Genomic DNA, 17350 nt, shown 5'->3' with positions numbered 1-17350 from the left:
CTCCTTACAGCTCCAGACCGGCCGCGACGTGACGGATCCCACGGATCCCCAGACCAGCGTCGGCATTGATCATCACGCCGCTCAGCGTGCGGTTGTTACGACGCGACGCCAGCATCACGTACGGGCCGGTAAAATCGGCCGGATCGGGGAAGAACTGTAGCGGCAGAATGGCGGCGATTTTCTCCGGCGTTAGCGACTGCATAATCGAGGTGTCGTTTTGCCCCAGCGCCTGCGGGCCGCGCAGATCGGTCGCCATGCCGCACGGGCCGACACCGTTCACCCGCACTTTGGGGGCGAGTTCGTAGGCCAACTGGCGAATCAACCCGGTGGCAGCGTGCTTGCTGGCGGTATACAGCGGCCCGCCGCCGCCGGGATACCACGCGGCGTTAGACAGGGTAAAGATGATGCTGCCTTCGCTGGCGATTAACGCCTGGGTGCAGGCTTTGGCACCCAGCAGATAACCCAGCACGTTAACGTTAAACAACTCGTGGAAGCCGCTCTCCAGCGCCTCGGCGGGCGTATCGACCAGCGAAGCATTGTGATCCCAGATACCCGCGTTGCCGATAAAACAATCCAACCTGCCGAAGGTGCTGAGGATACTATCCACCGCGCGCTGGTAGTCGGCGTAGCAGGTCACGTTACCTTCCACTGCCAGTATATGTTCGCCAAAGCGCTGGCGCAGGCTGGCGACTTTGGCTGGCGAAAGTTCCAGCGTGGCAACCTTCGCACCTTCTTCAATAAAGCGTTCCACCAGCGCCAGGCCCAGGCCGGAACCGCCGCCGGTAATAAAGACGACGTTATCGCGTAAATCGCTCATCAGGCCTCCTCGGGGACATCAATAAACACCTCACCACCTTCCACATGCACCGCGTAGGTGGTGAGCGGATCGGTGGCGGGCAGGCACAGCGCTTTGCCGGTTTTCAGGCAGAAGCTGGCGGCGTGCAGCGGGCACTCCACCGTGGCGTCGTCTTCCAGATAGCCCTCTGACATCGAGGCGTTACCGTGGCTACAGCGATCGTTAATGGCATAAAACTCACCGCCAATGTGAAACAGCGCGATGACGGGAGAGGTTTCCAGCCGGAGGGCTTCCCCCTCCGGTAGCTCCGTGGCGGAGCAGGCAAATATGCGGCTCATCAGAACAGTACACTCAGGTTGTGGGAGGCGATCACCGCCTGATCGAGCACGATCTCACGCTCCAGTAAGCGCCATTCGTCGCCCGGCAGACGACGGACTTTATCCATGCGCGTGCCGACGTAGAACGTCTCGTCACGCTCCTTTTGCGCGCGATACAGCAGATAGTTCAGGCGCACGGCGAACACCTCCGGCTGGTCGGTTTCGCTCACCTGCAGGTTGCTGATCATATGGCGGGTGCGGGAAGGCGGCTCTTCGGCCCACGCCATGCCGGTTTCCAGCCGCGCGATGCGGCGCTCAAGCTGGTCTTTGTTGTCGTTGAAAATCCAGGTGGTCGGCGGCTGTACACCTTTGCGGCGGTCACGGGTTTGAGCATTGACCGTGGTGCGCATGGTGTAACGAATGTCGTCATCCAGCTGCGCCAGCCAGTCGCGAAACTGCCAGTCGTCCAGCAGACGCGCTTCTTCATACAGGAACTGGCTGATGCGGTGATGTAGCTCCAGAGAGACTAACGTGCTCATTTCATCACCTCCTGCTGGTACGCGGCGGTTTTTTCGTGCACTTCCTGCCAGCTTTCGCTGCTTAATAAATCGGCCCAGCGCTGATACATGCCGCGGGCAGCGGTTTCCGAGAAGATGTAGTTAGTGATCCCTGGAATGCCGTCTTCACGACGTTTTTCCTGGCCGAGACCCATCTCCAGGCACAGGTTGGTGTTGCGTGCCCGGTGGCCTTTCAGCAGTTTTTGAATCTCACACCAGTTTTCCGAGTCATCCTGTTCAAGGAATCCCGCCGGACCGAAGGCGCGGGTGGCGCTGTTTTCAAAAGCGGCTTTGACGTCATCAGAGGCGGCTTTATCGGCGATACAGAACGCCCACACTTCCACTTTATCCGGCCCGCGCGGATGCCAGACGCGCAGCGTGGCGGTGCCGTTCAGCCAGGAGAGGGTGGGGAAAATATTGTTGTGACCGGCCAGACGCAGGGCGCGTACTTTGCCCAGGCGCTGCTCGGCCTCTTGATAGGTGTCGCGATAGTAGCTGGAGACTTCGCCGTCGACCCAGACGTTGGCGTCCGGTTTCTCAGTAAAGAAGAAGCCGCTGCCATGCCCGTCCTGGCCGAATTGTAGCGCGTCTTTGGCGGTTTCCCACACCGGGCGGGCGGTCTGGCCGTCGCCGAGGCGCTTATCGCTGCCGTCGTCTTTCGCGCCCAGCACCTGCACGGCGGAGGCGTGGCTGAACAGCGCGTGATACTGGTCGCTGGCGAACTGTTCGGCGGGGAATTTCCAGTTGCAGTCGATGGTCCACTTCTGCACGCCGCCGACGATTTCAGTGCCGCCTTCACGGCGATCCAGCACGCCGTCGAGATACCAGGCTATGTCGCCGAGATAATCGCGCAGGTTCGGCGCGGTGGTATCCCAGTTACCGAAAATCAGCCCTTTGTAGCTCTCGACGCACGGCACTTCGTTCAGCCCCCAGTGGGATTTGCACAACCCTTGTGGGTAGGCGCGCGGCTCCAGCGGTACGTCGATCAGCTCGCCGTTAATGCCGTACGACCAGCCGTGATACGGGCAGGTAAACGCGCGGGTGTTACCGCAGTCGGCGTAACTCACGCGCATCGCGCGGTGGCGGCACTGGTTGAGAAACGCTTTGATGCTGCCGTCCTTCTGGCGCACCACCACGACCGCGTCTTCGCCCATATAGGTGTTAAAGAAATCGCCCGGTTTGGGGATTTGGCTTTCGTGGGCAAGAAACAGCCAGCAGCGACCGAAGATGCGTTCCAGCTCCAGTTGGTAAATTTCAGGGTCGGTATAAATACGTGGGGTTACGCGACCGTGTTGGGTATCAATCAGTTGGTAGATGTCTAAATTTGAGGGGGTGGTCATATTTTTTAATCCTGAAAGCTAAGATGTATTGACCTTCTTTTTTTGTGCCCTAAGGATGTTGCTGGTTAGTTATCAATCTGTGAAATAGTAAATTTCTACCAGTTGAGACATTTTTTCGATAACAAGGAGAAGGGCATGGAACTGAGGCACTTACGCTATTTTGTGGCGGTGGCGCAGGCGCTGAATTTCACCCGGGCGGCAGAAAAACTGCATACCTCTCAGCCCTCGTTAAGCAGTCAGATCCGCGATCTGGAGGCCTGCGTGGGGGTGCCCTTGCTGGTGCGGGACAAGCGCAAAGTTGCGTTAACGGCAGCAGGTGAGTGTTTTTTACAGGATGCGTTGGTGATCCTCGAACAGGCGGAAAATGCCAAAGTTCGCGCTCGTAAAACGGTGCAGGAAGATAACCATTTCTCCATCGGCTTTGTCCCTTCCGCAGAGGTAAATCTGTTGCCCAAGGTGCTGCCTTTGTTTCGTTTAAAACAACCGAATACGCACATTGAACTGGTCAGTCTGATCACCACCGAGCAGGAGGAGAAGATCCTACGTGGAGAGCTGGACGTTGGCTTAATGCGTCATCCGGTTTACAGCCCGGAGCTGGATTACCTGGAGCTGATTCATGAGCCGCTGGTGGTGGTGTTACCCGTTAATCACCCGCTGGCTAATGAGAACGCGATATCGGCGGAGCAACTGCACGGCGTCAATTTTGTCAGTACCGATCCGGCCTATTCCGGCGCGTTAGCAATGATTGTCAAAAACTGGTTTCAGCAGCAAAAAAGCCAGCCCAATATCGTGCAGGTGGCGACCAATATTCTGGTGACCATGAACCTGGTTGGCATGGGGTTAGGGGTGACTTTGATACCCGGTTATATGAATAATTTTAATACCGGGCAGGTGGTTTTTCGGCCAATTATTGGTGATGTCCCGACCATTGCGTTGCTGATGGCGTGGAAAAAAGGAGCGATCAAACCGGCGCTGGCCGATTTTATCGCCACGGTGCATGAACGTTTAGCCGTGAGCGTTACGGATTAACGGTTACAGCTCGCTAAGCTGTGATTCTACATACAGATAGCCAATTCCCATGAGTTGCTGAGCGCGAGTCAGTTTACCGAAACCGATCTGCGTTGCCCTGGCTCGCGGATTATCGCCGTGATCGAACGGATTAAATCCGGTTTGTTGCACCAGCGTATTGAGCCAGCTCTCGCCAAATGCGCAGCTCCGGCCATATAACCATATTTGGTTAATATTCAGTATATTCAAAAAGTTATAAAGACTCAGGCCAATAGCGCTGGCGGCATGTTCAGCCCACGCCTGAATGCGGACATCTCCGTGCCTCCAGGCATCAATAAGCTGGTCGGTCGTCAGTGTTTGGGGATCATACCGGGATGTCGGTTGCGATTTCATCCACATGCGAGCCTGCTTTTTCAGTGCGCTTAATGACGCCACCGTTTCCAGACACCCATAACGACCGCAGTCACAGGCAACGCCGTCCGGATGAATTATTGTATGGCCAATCTGACCGCTGCCATACAAACTACCCCGCCAGATGTTATCGTTAATGACAAACGATGAGCCAATGCCGTAATCAACGTTAATCACACAAAAATCACCGTTAGCCGCCGGATTTTGCCACTTTTCCGCCAGCGCCAGCATCACGCAGTCATTGTCCAGCCGGACCTGCACACCAAGCATCTCCTCGAGCAGATATTTTATTTCCACCGGTGTTTTCCACGGAGCCTGAGGCATGGTTTTTGATGCGCCGGTAATCGGATCAACCTGGCCGTGCACGCCTAGCGCCAGATTAATCGTAACCTCTGGAAATTGCCGACGGTATTCCCGCCAGTGTGCCGCCAATGCCGTCAGCAGCGCTTTTGGCGTTTCAGGATTAATGACCTCATGGCGCCAGTCACCGACGGCAACCAGACGCGCGTCCGCCAGTTGGCTGGTGATGCTGGTGGGGGTGACGTTGATGCAGAGCGTCCAGGCGCCTGTTTCTGGCAAATGATAGCTGCCGCTACTCAAACCGCGCTGGCTTAACGTTTCTCGCGAATGGCTGATTCTCCCTTCATCCATCAGCTCTTCAAGAATATTGCTGACCGCTGGAATCGACAGGCTGGTGAGCTGCGCCAACTGCGACTTGCTGAGCTGTTTTTCCCGCCATAGATGCGACAAAAAGATCTGTTTATTTGCCTGGCGCACCCTGGCGTTATTGAATCCCGAACGCTGCATACACTTAACTCCCTTTACTATATTGCGTGAGCATTGCGCATTTTAACGCCACTTAACTGCCGCAGAATAGCCTCAGGTTAAATTTTTACTTTTGTTTATTGAGTGGAGAGCGGCATGTACGGTTCTGTTAAAGTCTGGCAGGAAAAGATCACCCTCCCAACGTGGACGGTGGGTGAAGAAGACGCCAACCCGATGTTTCTGGAGAAAAGGGTGTATCAGGGGTCCTCTGGTGCGGTTTATCCCTACGGCGTGATTGATACGCTGACCGGCAAACGTGAAATGCGCGACTATCAGGCGGTATGGATGGAGAATGACTTCATTCGCATCATGCTGCTGCCGGAATTAGGCGGACGTATCCATCGTGCGTATGACAAAGTGCAGCAGCGTGATTTCGTCTACTACAACGAAGTGGTGAAACCTGCGTTGGTTGGCCTGCTTGGACCATGGATCTCTGGCGGCATTGAGTTTAACTGGCCGCAGCATCATCGTCCCACCACCTTTATGCCGGTTGATTTTACGCAGCAGCAGGGCGAGCAGGGCGAATACACCGTGTGGATGGGGGAGGTTGAACCCATGCGCGGTTTACAGGTGATGACCGGATTCACGCTGTATCCAGATCGCGCTCTGATCGAAATAACCGGGAAGGTGTTTAACGGTAACGCCACGCCGCGCCACTTCCTGTGGTGGGCGAATCCGGCGGTGAAAGGTGGCGACGATCATCAGAGCGTGTTTCCGCCGGATGTAACCGCGGTATTTGACCACGGCAAGCGCGATGTTTCAGCGTTTCCTATTGCTACTGGCACCTACTACAAAGTGGATTACTCGGCGGGTGTGGATATCTCTCGCTACAAAAATGTGCCCGTTCCGACCTCTTATATGGCGGAAAAATCGGATTATGACTTTGTCGGTGCCTGGCACCATGGTGAGCGTGGTGGATTACTGCACGTGGCGGACCACCACGTTTCGCCAGGGAAAAAACAGTGGACCTGGGGATACGGCGACTTTGGCGTTGCCTGGGATCGTAATCTCACCGATGACAACGGTCCGTATATCGAACTGATGACCGGGGTCTTTACCGATAACCAGCCGGATTTCACCTGGCTTGCGCCGTACGAAGAGAAAGTCTTCGTGCAAAACTTCCTGCCCTACAGCGAACTTGGCATGGTGCAAAACGCCAGCACGCAGTTGGCGCTTCGGCTGGTGCGTGAGGGAAGCCAACTTTCTGTCGGCATTTATGCCATTGCGCCGCTACGTGATGTCCAGGTTACGCTTGCGGCACACGGGCAGCCGTTCTTTGAGAATACACTCACCCTTGAACCGGGGCAGAGTTGGTTAGCTGATGTGTCTGACAATGGTCATGCCCGGGTAACGATGACCGTCACTCGCGCCGATGGCACTGTGCTTTTGCAGTACGAAGAGCACATCGCGCAAGAGTTACCGCTGCCCTCGGCGGCCGTCGCGCCAGCTCAGCCAGAAACGCTTTCTAATACCGATGAACTCTATTTTATTGGTCAACATCTGGAGCAATACAACCACGCCAGCCGCTATGCCGAAGATTATTACCGCCGCGCGCTGGAGGTTGACCCGCTGGATTATCGTAATAATGTGGCTCTGGGGACGCTGGCGCTAAACCGCGCGGACTGGGCATTAGCAGCGCATTGTGCGAACAAGGCGCTGGAACGGGCGCACAAGCTCAATAAGAATCCACGTGATGGCGAGGCGAGTATGCTGCTGGCCGCCGCGCAGGAACGCCAGGGCGACGATGAAAGCGCCTGGGATAATTATTATAAGGCGAGCTGGAGCGGCAACTGCCGGGATGCGGCTTTCTGGTCGTTGGCGCGTCTGGCGATGAAACGTCAGGACTATGCCGGCGCGTTGGAAAAGGTCGAGCAGAGCCTGCGCTTTAACGGCAGTAATAACCTGGCGATGGGACTGAAAGCGCTGGCGCTGGCAAAGCTTGATCGCAATGCGCAAGCGCTGGAGTACATTCGCCAACAACTGGTTGATTATCCGCTGAGTTACACCCTGCACTATGCGCGCTGGGCTATCTGCCAGGATGAGGCGACTGCACAGGCGCTAATCTCGATTACCGGGCGTCGTGGTACCAACGCGTGTGAACTGGCAGGCTGGCTGAGCGCATTGGGGCAAAAAGATGCTGCCCGTAGCGTGCTGGAACTGCTCGACAGCCAGGAAACGCTACCGATGCTGTGGCGCGCTTCGTTGAGCGACGATCCGCAACCTTTCATCGAACGAGCGCGTAAGTGCCTGCAAAATCGCGTCCGTTTTCCCAATACGCTGGATGAAGTACAGATGCTGCAAACCCTCGAGCAGAGCGCTTTTGCCCGCTATTTGCTCGGCTGTTTCTGGTACAGCAAACGCTGCTATGACGAGGCGGTCTCCTGCTGGCAATTTACCCTTGTGCAGGAGCCGGATTTTGCCCCAGTGCATCGCTTATTGGGGATCTATGCGTGGAACAAACAGCACGATGCACAGCAGGCTATGCAGTATCTGTCGCAGGCCGTCGCTCTGGATCCGCAAAATGCCCGTTTCCTGTTCGAACTCGACTATCTCAAAAAGCTGATGGCGCAACCGGCTGAACAGCGTTTGCAGCGACTGGAAGCCAGCAAAGATATTGTCTTCCAACGTGACGATCTGACGGTGAAACTGCTGAGTCTGTGGAATGGATTGGGTCGCTACGACGAGGCCGCGGCAATATTACGTGAGCGTGTCTTTCACCCGTGGGAAGGGGGAGAAGGCAAAGCCACTGGGCAATATCTGCTGAATCAGATGCATCGCGCACTGGAGGCCGTGCAGTCAGGCGACCCGCAAACCGCTATTACGCAACTGCAACAGGCGCTGCACTACCCGCAAAACCTTGGGGAGGGGCGTCTGCCTGGGCAAACGGATAATGACATCTGGTATTTGCTGGGTTATTGCGCCCAGCAGCTGGGGCATTTCGAGGAATCCCAACGCTACTTCTCCCGTGCGACGCGTGGCGGTAGCTCACTGGATGCCGGACGTTACTACAACGACCAGCCGGTGGACTATCTCTTCTGGCAGGGGATGGCGCAGAGAAAACTTGGCGATGATGCAGAGGCGGACGCCCTGTTCAACAGCTTCCTGCAATGGGTTGAGTCGCATCGTGATAACGTCCCGGATGTCGATTTCTTTGCCGTATCGCTGCCCGATCTGGTGGTGCTGGATACCTCTGCACAAGCAAAACATCAGCAACACTGCCTGTTTATCAATGCGCTTGGGCATCTGGGGCTGGGAAACAGTTCTGCTTGCCAGCGCGATCTTGCTGAGCTTCTGCAACGCAATCCGGCGCATGACAAGGCGTTACTGCTGCGTCACGCCATCAACGTAAGGCTTTTCCAGTAATACCCGAAACGGGTGGGGGCAACCTCACCCGAAACCTTCTGTCCCCTGCGTTTCCCTGAAAGAGGAATCATAATGAATAACGCGCAGACACATTTAAAGATTGGTTACGTCTGGACTATCTGCCTGGTTGCCGCCTGCGGTGGTTTACTGTTTGGCTATGACTGGGTGGTGATCGGCGGGGCAAAGCCCTTCTATGAAGCTTATTTCTCGATTACCGATCCGGCACAATCTGGCTGGGCGATGAGCTCGGCGCTGGTTGGTTGTATCTTTGGTGCGCTGATTTCGGGCTGGTGCGCCGACAAATTTGGTCGAAAGATGCCGCTGATTCTCTCGGCGATCCTCTTTAGCGCTTCAGCCTGGGGAACCGCAGTTGCCAGCAATTTCGACATGTTTATTGTTTACCGCATCGTTGGCGGCGTGGGGATCGGTCTGGCATCCGCGCTAAGCCCGCTGTATATCGCCGAGGTTAGCCCGGCTGAAAAGCGTGGTCGCTTTGTTGCCGTTAACCAGCTCACCATCGTGATTGGCGTACTGGCGGCGCAACTTATCAACCTGATGATTGCCGAACCTGTCGCTACAGGTGCTACGCAGCAGGCGATTGTGGAAAGCTGGAATGGTCAGACGGGCTGGCGCTGGATGTTTGGCGCTGAATTAGTGCCCGCGGTGATCTTCCTGGTACTGATGTTCTTTGTCCCTGAATCGCCGCGTTGGTTAGTGAAGGCAGGGAAAACCGAACGTGCCCGTGCCATGCTGCAGCGCATTGGTTCGGCGGAATATGCCGGGCAAACCCTGAAAGAGATTGAACATACGCTGCAAAAAGATAACCACAAGGTTGCGTGGTCCACGCTGTTACAGCCGCAGATAAAACCGATCGTGATTATTGGCATGGTGCTGGCCGTGTTCCAGCAGTGGTGTGGGATCAACGTTATTTTCAACTATGCGCAGGAGATATTTGCTTCTGCCGGATTCGACATCAACGGCACGTTAAAATCGATCGTAGCGACCGGGATCATTAATCTGGTCTTTACCCTTGCCGCTCTGCCGCTGGTGGACAAAATTGGGCGGCGTAAACTGATGCTGTTTGGTGCATCAGGGTTGACGGTTATCTACGTACTTATTGCCGGGGCATACGGGTTGGGCATTCTGGGCTGGCCGGTTTTGGTATTGGTGCTGGCGGCGATCGCCATTTACGCTCTGACGCTGGCCCCAGTGACTTGGGTGCTGCTATCCGAAATTTTCCCCAACCGTGTACGCGGGTTAGCGATGTCGCTCGGCACGCTGGCGTTGTGGATTGCCTGCTTCCTGCTGACCTATACCTTCCCACTGCTGAATGCGAGTCTGGGCGCATCGGGAAGCTTCCTGCTCTACGGTGTGATTTGCGCGATGGGCTTTATCTATGTTCTGCGTAATGTACCGGAAACCAAAGGGGTGACGCTGGAAGCACTGGAAGAACGGCTGGCGGCACAGCATACGAAAGTTGGCGCATCAAGCCAGCAACGAAGCGCCCGCTAATGAACTCTCTGCTGATGCTACAAAACGCACATCTACGGATGTGCGTAGATCCACAGGGCGGTTCGCTATTGAGTCTGGTTTCGTTACAACATCAACAGGCAATATTACGTGAAGGTCATGGTCAGCAGCCCGGTGATTGCGGTCTGTTCCCGATGTTACCGGTGGCAAATAGGGTGGCGGGCAATCGTTTTATGTTACGTGGGGAAGAGGTTGTGCTACCGCACCATGAGGCGGATGAACACTTCTTCCTGCACGGTGACGGCTGGTTGCAGCGCTGGCAGGTTATCACCGCTACGCAAAGCGGTTGTTTGCTACAGTTGCGCAGTTGGCATCCCTGTGGTTACGACTATACGGCGCAGCTTTGCTACCAACTGGAAGCGTCGATCCTGCATGCTTCATTGACGCTCACCCATTGCGGTGAACAGCCAATGATCTATGGCTGCGGGTTCCATCCGTTTTTCGCCTTTGATACGCGCAGTACGGCCCAGTTCAGCGCCAGCGGCTATTGGCCGGGGGGGGAACAGCATCTGCCACTGGATTGGCAAAGTAATATTCCACCCGCAGCAGATTTCATGCATGCGCAATACGGAGAAGATGCCTGGTTGAATGTGGGTTATTCCGGCTGGAGTGGGCGGGCGATTATCCGCAGAGGTGTGATGAAAGTCACGATTTTAGCGCAAACTCCGTGGTTGATGCTGTTCAGAATGTCGGGTGAGGAGTTCCTGTGCCTTGAACCGCAAACGCATCCGGTGAATGCCCACCACATGCAGGGGCAGCCGGGATTGCAGGTTTTAGCGCAGGGAGAACGCTGTCATTTTGCGATGCAAATTTGCGTAGAATAGGGCAAAAATCATGTTATCTGCCTGTTAATGGTCTCTTGCGCCAACCAGACTTTATCGCCAGACTACCGTCTCCAAACGGGAGGGATTCATGGCTTTGCATTCCACGCGCTGGTTGGCGCTCGGTTATTTCACCTATTTCTTTAGCTACGGTATTTTTCTGCCTTTCTGGAGCGTCTGGCTTGAAGGGCTGGGGCTGACGCCGGAAACCATTGGTTTACTGCTGGGCGCGGGGCTGATTGCCCGTTTTCTCGGTAGCCTGCTGATTGCGCCGCGGGTGAGCGATCCCTCTCGTCTGATTACCGCTTTACGTATTCTGGCTCTGTTGACGTTGGTGTTTGCGCTGGCCTTCTGGGCGGGTACCAACGTGGCGTGGCTGATGGTGGTGATGGTCGGATTTAACCTGTTTTTCTCACCGTTGGTGCCGCTGACGGATGCGCTGGCCAACACCTGGCAAAAACAGATAACCATGGATTATGGGCGGGTTCGACTGTGGGGATCCGTGGCCTTTGTGATTGGCTCTGCGCTGACCGGTAAGCTGGTGAGCCTGTTCGACTATCGGGTGATCCTTATTCTGCTGTCGCTTGGCGTCGCCTCGATGCTGCTGGGAATGATGATTCGCCCGAGCGTGCAGCCAGCGGGTGAAAACCGTCAGCAGGAGAGTGCGGGATGGCCCGCGTGGCGCGCGCTGATAACCCAGAGCTGGCGTTTTCTGGCCTGCGTGAGTCTGCTGCAAGGCGCGCATGCCGCCTATTACGGTTTCAGCGCCATTTACTGGCAATCCGCCGGGTATTCCGCCTCGGCGGTGGGCTATTTATGGTCATTGGGCGTGGTGGCGGAAGTGATCATCTTCGCGCTGAGTCACAAGCTGTTCCGTCGCTTTAGCGCCCGCGATCTGCTGCTGCTTTCCGCCGTTTGCGGCGTGGTTCGTTGGGGACTGATGGGCTGGAGCACCGAGCTGCCGTGGCTGATTGTGGTGCAAATCCTGCACTGTGGCACCTTTACGGTCTGTCACCTGGCGGCAATGCGCTATATCGCGACGCGACAGGGCAGCGAAGTGATTCGTCTGCAGGCGGTCTATTCCGCGGTGGCGATGGGCGGCAGTATCGCTATCATGACCGTCTTCGCCGGCTATCTGTACCAGAACCTGGGCAGCGGCGTATTCTGGGTGATGGCGCTGGTGGCGCTACCGGCTATCGTGCTGCGCCCGAAAGTGGTGGCGCAGCCTGCGACGTCATGATTCGAGGATTTTGCGGATCTGCTGCTGCTGGTGAGACGTCAGCGCCAGATCCGCATGAATCAATGGCGGTGAAAACAGCGGCAGCGGCGTAGTGTACGGTGTGACGATCAGCGTTACGCCGCGCGGCGCACCCTCTTTTTGGAAGTCCTGCATTGGCATATGTTTTACATTGAGCGGCAGCAGCGTCAGTTCGCGCAGTTGCTGTTCTATATGCGCTTCGAGCTGTTCATTACTGCCGGTCAGCAGGATAATCTGCTTCTCGTGTAAATCCTTCTCCTGCATCAGCCAGGCACCGAAAATAACCGCCACCAGTCCGATCTCTTCTTCTGAAAACTGCACATCGTATTCTGCTTCGAATCCGTGTATTGCCTCGCGGGTGGTGCGTACCAGCCGGGGATAAAGTCGGCTGAACTCCTCCGGTAGCGTGTTATCAATGCCAATAGCAAACAAACTGCGGTTCAGCGCTTGGGCAAGGTGGATATACAGTTGGTCATTCAGCCCTTGTTCATCGCTGAAGCGAACGTTGCCATACTCGCGAAAGCGCAGCACCAGCCGCGCGATAGCCAGACGAAGACGACGATCCTGCTGGTGGTTATCGCGGATGGGATCGGGGATACGAATCATTGAGAACAGCAATGCCATAAACAGCGATTCGCCTGGCGGCGCACTTTGCATGACGTGACGTTGCCAGTGGCGGGCAATCTCCTCAGCGAGCGCGTACTCCGCGCAGGATTGCGCCCAGCGCTGCTGAAGTGGATTAAACTCCGGGGTGATCCCCGCGTGATGCTGCAGCAGGCAGTACTGTAAAAATAGCCGCAGGAACTGGATATCACGACACTCAAAGGGCTTTTGCAATCGTCGGGAGCAGAGGTTAATTAGCGCATGCAGATTGGTATCATCATATAACGTGCGCGCGATGCCCTGCTGTTTCAGCGCCATTTTCAATGCGGGGGTGAAATGTTGGGCGATAAACGTCGGGCAGATACGCAAGCCACGGCGCAGCCAATGCAACAGGCACAGACGCTGGTTCAGCGTGGCCCCTTCGATCGTATAGCCGCCATTCTGGGCGGAAGTAATGGCAAGCCGATGATAGCGCTGGATTTCAAGTCCCGCGCCAATGATATCCTCCTGAACGGTGGCATCATCGACGCCATTGAGACTGCTGAAGGTCTGCGCGGTAGCTATCTGCCCCGGCAGAAAAAGCGTCAGCAGCACCTGGCAACGGCGTTGGGGAGCGGAAAGTACAGATGGTGGGGCGAGCGTTGACATCATCTGTAGAATCTCCCGTGAGTATGTTTGATAAGAATAGTTAAAGTTTGCGCATAGATTTGAGGAATGGAAAGCTTTACGCCAGGAATGCTGGGGAGCGTCACAGAATTTTTAACGTGCGGAACAGATAGCGGTAGTGGAACGCAGCGCGTTAACACCCTTTTTCACGGTTTTATCTTTTGTTTAGATATGCCAGAGATGTACTGCATGTCTGTTTTACATTATGGAGAACATGTAATTCCGGACGGGGGGCGCTTCAACGCTCTTGCTTTCAACTATATCGGTTTTGCTGTTCAGATATTTTCAAATAAAAATACAGGTGGTCAGGTGTGGCTGGTCCGGCTGAAAATTGCCGACGTGTTTCCGTAAGGCCGGGAGAGCCAGCATGGATGCTGGCTCAGGGCGCGCTTTGCAAGGACGCTACCTCGCGCCCGGCCCGCTAGCCTGAAGGAATAAGCGGAGGGTATTGCGCAGCAACAATTTTCCCGCCGGGAGCCGGGATTGTTAAGGGTACGGCGATAGTACCCTTAACACGTTCACGGGTGCCATTATTTCAGAGAAGTGAAAAACATAAGGTGAACGTAGCAATACGCTGGAGGTAACAAATTCAATATCTACGGATGCTCCACTCTCAGCTATTGCTACGGTCAATCTCCTTTAACTTACGGCATTTGCCCACGGCTCAGCGTTAATCCCACATCGCCGCCGGGATGCACCGCCAGCAGTGTCTCCTTTGAGTAGCCGCTTTCACTCATCAGACAGGCGCAGGCGGCGTCAAAGATAGCCAGTACCAGCAGAATTGAGGTCGTGGCCAGCATGTTCAGCGGGTCGGCCTCACGCTGTACGCCGGTGGAAATCACCAGCCTCGACGCTTTAGCGATGGCCGAATCGGCGTTTTCCGTCACGCTCAGGATCGGCACATTTCTCGCCGCCAGCCCAGGCAGCAGCCGGGTAAGTTCATCCGAATTGCCCCCGCGCGACAGCATAATAACCAGGTCGTCGGCGCGTAAAAAACCCAGATCGCCGTGCGCCGCATCGGTGGCATTGAGATAAATCGCCGGGCGCTCCACGCAGGCGAGCATATGCGCGACTTTACGCGCCGCAATGCCGGAGGTGCCGACGCCGGTAACGACGATTTTCCCCTGGCATCCGCGCAGTTCTGCCATCAGCGACTGCCAGACCGGCTCAGTCAGATGCTGTCCCAGTCCCGCAAGGGCATCGCTGTAGATCTGGAATACGCCGGTGGCTTGAGACCATGAGTCACTCATGCGTCCTCCTGCATCAGCTGGCGGTATTTCATATCGTCCTGATACATCTCGTGGAATACCCGATATTTGCGATCGTAGTACTGCTTAATGCGGTTGGTTTGTGGGGTGACCGTTTTACCAATCCGGCTCATCGCCGACATCGCTTCCGGGAAGGTGTCAAATACTCCGGCGGCGATAGTTCCCATCATGGCGCCGCCCAACAGCATGGCTTCGCTCTCCTCCGGCAGCAGCATGGCGCAGCCGGTGGCGTTGGCGTGCTCCTGGACGAAGATCGGGTTTTTCGTCCCGCCGCCGCTGGCCATAATGGTATCGATGGTGTAGCCGCTTTGATTCATCGTTTCAATGATATGCCGCGTACCGAGGGCAATGGCCTGGATGGTCGCCAGATACTGTCGCGCCATATCTTCCGGCGTGCGCGACAGCTTAAGCCCGGTGATTGTCCCCGTAAGCGTTGGGTTGGCGCGCGGCGAGCGGTTGCCGTGGAAATAGGGCAGGATATGCATATCGCGGGTCAGGAAGGCGATATCTTCCGGCTCACCGGCCATTTTGCGCAGCAACGCATTCAGCACTTCATAGATGGTCTGCCCTTGGGACTTAGCCTGCGTCAGCAGGGTGTCGTAGCACGGATGCGACTGAATTACGTGGTCGATTAACGCCCCCGTAGCCGACTGCCCGCCTTCGTTGAGCCAGTATTCCGGCAGTACGGCAGAGTAGTAAGGTCCCCAGACGCCGCCGATAAAACGCGGCTCTTTAGAAATCGCCATATGCCCGGTGGAGGTGCCGCCAATCAGTGCGATACGACGGTCGAAATCCGGCACTTCGCCAGAAACACCGCTGGCGCCGAGCGTGCCGAGGGTACCGGCGTGGGCATCAATAATCGATACGCTGACCGCAGTGCCGGGGATGAGCCCCATTTCGCTGGCGGCGCGCGCTGAAAGCCCATGGCCGAGCGGTTCGCCCATGGTTTTCACGTAGCGGCCAATTTTGGCGGCATCGTGTTCCAGCAAATCTTCCAGCCCAATCTGGCGGAAATAGCTGGCATCCCATTTATCTTCATGGCCCATATAGGTCCATTTACACACCGTCGAGCACAATGAGCGCGTATCGTCGCCCGTTGCGCGCCAGGTGAGAAAATCAGGCAGGTCAAAGTAGTAACCGGCGTTAGCCCAGGTATTGGGCATATGCTGCTTCAGCCACAACAGTTTTGGCGTTTGCATTTCCGGGGAGATTATACCGCCCACATAATCCAGCACCCGATGATGCAGGGCGTTAATGCGATCGGCCTGGGTAATGGCGCGGTGGTCCATCCACACAATAATGTTTTGTTCACTGCGCCCGGAAGGGCTGATGGTGAGTGGATTACCTTCTTTATCCAGCACCACCAATGAACAGGTAGCGTCAAAGCCCAGACCTTTCACCTGAATAGGGTTGATATCCGACTGGTTAATCGCATCGCGAACCGCGTTACACACAGCCTGCCAGATGTTATCGGAAGACTGCTCAACAAAATCGGCCTGCGGACGGTAAATCTCGATGGCCCGACTGGCCTGACCGACCATTCTGCCGTTGAGATCAAACACGCCAGCACGGGCGCTTCCGGTTCCGACATCCACACCAATAAAGTAACTTGCCATAATTTTTTCTCCTGAAATCAGGCTTTACGATTCTGTAATGCGATAAAGAGGATCAGCACCGCGCCCCACAGCGCCATCGTCAGATAGCTGCTGACCCCCAGCAAGTTAAGGCCGCTTTCCAGCATTTGCAGCACAATCAGCGCCAGTACCAGGCCGATAATGCGCCCGAAGCCGCCATCTGGGTTAATGCCGCCGAGCACAGAGGCAAGGATGGTGACCAGCAGGTAGGATTCACCGTATCCGGCTTTGGCCGAGTTGAATTTCGCCATCATCAGAATGGCGGCGACCCAGCCGAGCAGGGCTGAAATAACGTACACCGAAATTTGTACCCGTACGGTATTCACGCCACTGTAGCGGGTAGCCTGCTCATTGGAACCGACGAGATAAAGACTGCGCCCAAGCGTGGTGTGCTCCAGCAGCACCCACAGCAGGATAGCCACGAGGAAAAAGAGCAGCAGCGCCACCGGAATGCCGGCAATCGTCGCGTTACCAAGGTATTGAATGGCGGTCGGGAAACCGGAAATCACCGTCCCGTTGGAGAGCAAAATATTCAGCCCGGAGATAAGCGTCATCGTGCCGAGGGTGGCGAGAATAGGCGAGACGCCGACCCAGGCAATTAAAGCACCGTTGAGCGTGCCGATAGCCACCGCCACCGCCGCGCCTGCGATCAACGCCAGCACCAGAAACAGCGGGTTATCCGGATGCGTGACGATAATCGCCGCCATCACCAGCGAGCAGGCGTTTGCGCCGGCAATAATCGACAAGTTAATGCCGCCGGTCAGCATGGTCATGCCCATTCCGAGGGCCAGCATGCCGAGGATCGGCAGCTGCGAGCCGATCGACTGGAAGTTAGCGACGCTGAAAAAACGGCTGCCGAGCAGGGCCGAGAAGACCAGGGCGACGACCACAATAATGACGCATTGCAGACGAATGATGGCATCACCGGGTAAAAATCTGGCGATTGTTTTCAT

Annotated in this window: 15 protein-coding genes; 6 read left to right on the top strand and 9 right to left on the bottom strand. The window is 55.9% G+C overall.

What is annotated here, in order from left to right:
• Positions 1-4: 4 nt before the first annotated feature.
• Genes hcaB through hcaE form a run of 4 tightly spaced genes read right to left on the bottom strand, consistent with a single transcriptional unit; the run spans position 5 to position 3010 of the window.
• The gene (gene hcaB / locus ACVXHP_RS21370; RefSeq protein ID WP_447572159.1) at positions 5-817 is read right to left on the bottom strand and encodes a 3-phenylpropionate-dihydrodiol/cinnamic acid-dihydrodiol dehydrogenase; all 813 of its coding nucleotides are present in this window, start codon (positions 815-817) and stop codon (positions 5-7) included.
• On the bottom strand, positions 817-1134 hold the full coding sequence (gene hcaC, locus ACVXHP_RS21365; RefSeq protein WP_200005449.1) for a 3-phenylpropionate/cinnamic acid dioxygenase ferredoxin subunit: 318 nt from the start codon (positions 1132-1134) through the stop codon (positions 817-819). Before hcaC ends, hcaB begins: the two co-directional genes overlap by 1 nt.
• The gene (gene hcaF, locus ACVXHP_RS21360; protein ID WP_447572158.1) at positions 1134-1652 is read right to left on the bottom strand and encodes a 3-phenylpropionate/cinnamic acid dioxygenase subunit beta; all 519 of its coding nucleotides are present in this window, start codon (positions 1650-1652) and stop codon (positions 1134-1136) included. Before hcaF ends, hcaC begins: the two co-directional genes overlap by 1 nt.
• Positions 1649-3010: a 3-phenylpropionate/cinnamic acid dioxygenase subunit alpha gene (gene hcaE / locus ACVXHP_RS21355; protein ID WP_200005451.1), complete on the bottom strand. Its 1362-nt coding sequence runs from the start codon at positions 3008-3010 to the stop codon at positions 1649-1651. Before hcaE ends, hcaF begins: the two co-directional genes overlap by 4 nt.
• A gap of 135 nt (positions 3011-3145) precedes the next feature.
• Here hcaE and hcaR point away from each other — a divergent pair, with 135 nt between their 5' ends.
• On the top strand, positions 3146-4039 hold the full coding sequence (hcaR, locus tag ACVXHP_RS21350) for a DNA-binding transcriptional regulator HcaR (protein WP_200005452.1): 894 nt from the start codon (positions 3146-3148) through the stop codon (positions 4037-4039).
• A 3-nt stretch (positions 4040-4042) separates the two neighbouring features.
• On the opposite strand, the gene ACVXHP_RS21345 is transcribed toward hcaR, so the two are convergent.
• Entirely contained in the window at positions 4043-5236 is a 1194-nt protein-coding gene (locus ACVXHP_RS21345; protein ID WP_447572157.1) for an ROK family transcriptional regulator, read from the bottom strand.
• 114 nt (positions 5237-5350) lie between these two features.
• Between ACVXHP_RS21345 and ACVXHP_RS21340 the strand changes: the two genes are divergently transcribed.
• The 4 genes from ACVXHP_RS21340 (at position 5351) to ACVXHP_RS21325 (ending at position 12208) form a co-directional block, all read left to right on the top strand.
• The gene (locus ACVXHP_RS21340; RefSeq protein ID WP_447572156.1) at positions 5351-8617 is read left to right on the top strand and encodes a DUF5107 domain-containing protein; all 3267 of its coding nucleotides are present in this window, start codon (positions 5351-5353) and stop codon (positions 8615-8617) included.
• 72 nt (positions 8618-8689) lie between these two features.
• The gene (locus tag ACVXHP_RS21335) at positions 8690-10129 is read left to right on the top strand and encodes a sugar porter family MFS transporter (RefSeq protein WP_316130264.1); all 1440 of its coding nucleotides are present in this window, start codon (positions 8690-8692) and stop codon (positions 10127-10129) included.
• Positions 10129-10971, top strand: a complete 843-nt coding sequence (locus ACVXHP_RS21330; RefSeq protein ID WP_447572155.1) for an aldose 1-epimerase — start codon at positions 10129-10131, stop codon at positions 10969-10971. Before ACVXHP_RS21335 ends, ACVXHP_RS21330 begins: the two co-directional genes overlap by 1 nt.
• Before the next feature lie 88 nt (positions 10972-11059).
• Positions 11060-12208, top strand: coding sequence for a 3-phenylpropionate MFS transporter (locus ACVXHP_RS21325; RefSeq protein ID WP_447572154.1), 1149 nt, complete (start codon positions 11060-11062; stop codon positions 12206-12208).
• Here ACVXHP_RS21325 and csiE read toward each other — a convergent pair.
• Positions 12203-13480 (bottom strand): stationary phase inducible protein CsiE, encoded by a 1278-nt coding sequence (gene csiE / locus ACVXHP_RS21320; RefSeq protein ID WP_447572153.1) that lies wholly within the window; start codon positions 13478-13480, stop codon positions 12203-12205. The genes ACVXHP_RS21325 and csiE overlap by 6 nt on opposite strands.
• A gap of 63 nt (positions 13481-13543) precedes the next feature.
• Between csiE and ACVXHP_RS21315 the strand changes: the two genes are divergently transcribed.
• Positions 13544-13846 (top strand): hypothetical protein, encoded by a 303-nt coding sequence (locus tag ACVXHP_RS21315; RefSeq protein WP_447572152.1) that lies wholly within the window; start codon positions 13544-13546, stop codon positions 13844-13846.
• 293 nt (positions 13847-14139) lie between these two features.
• Here the strand turns inward: ACVXHP_RS21315 and ACVXHP_RS21310 are convergent, their stop codons facing one another.
• From ACVXHP_RS21310 to ACVXHP_RS21300, 3 genes are read right to left on the bottom strand one after another with little or no spacing between them, the layout of a single operon-like run.
• Positions 14140-14745: an SIS domain-containing protein gene (locus tag ACVXHP_RS21310; RefSeq protein WP_447572151.1), complete on the bottom strand. Its 606-nt coding sequence runs from the start codon at positions 14743-14745 to the stop codon at positions 14140-14142.
• The gene (locus ACVXHP_RS21305; protein WP_304701175.1) at positions 14742-16379 is read right to left on the bottom strand and encodes an FGGY-family carbohydrate kinase; all 1638 of its coding nucleotides are present in this window, start codon (positions 16377-16379) and stop codon (positions 14742-14744) included. Before ACVXHP_RS21305 ends, ACVXHP_RS21310 begins: the two co-directional genes overlap by 4 nt.
• Positions 16380-16396: 17 nt before the next feature.
• Positions 16397-17350 (bottom strand): ABC transporter permease, encoded by a 954-nt coding sequence (locus tag ACVXHP_RS21300; protein ID WP_200005460.1) that lies wholly within the window; start codon positions 17348-17350, stop codon positions 16397-16399.

It is taken from the genome of Citrobacter freundii complex sp. 2025EL-00176 (assembly GCF_053309355.1).
The sequence above is the reverse complement of the archived record's forward strand: the minus strand, read 5'-3'. Positions and strand labels throughout refer to the sequence as shown.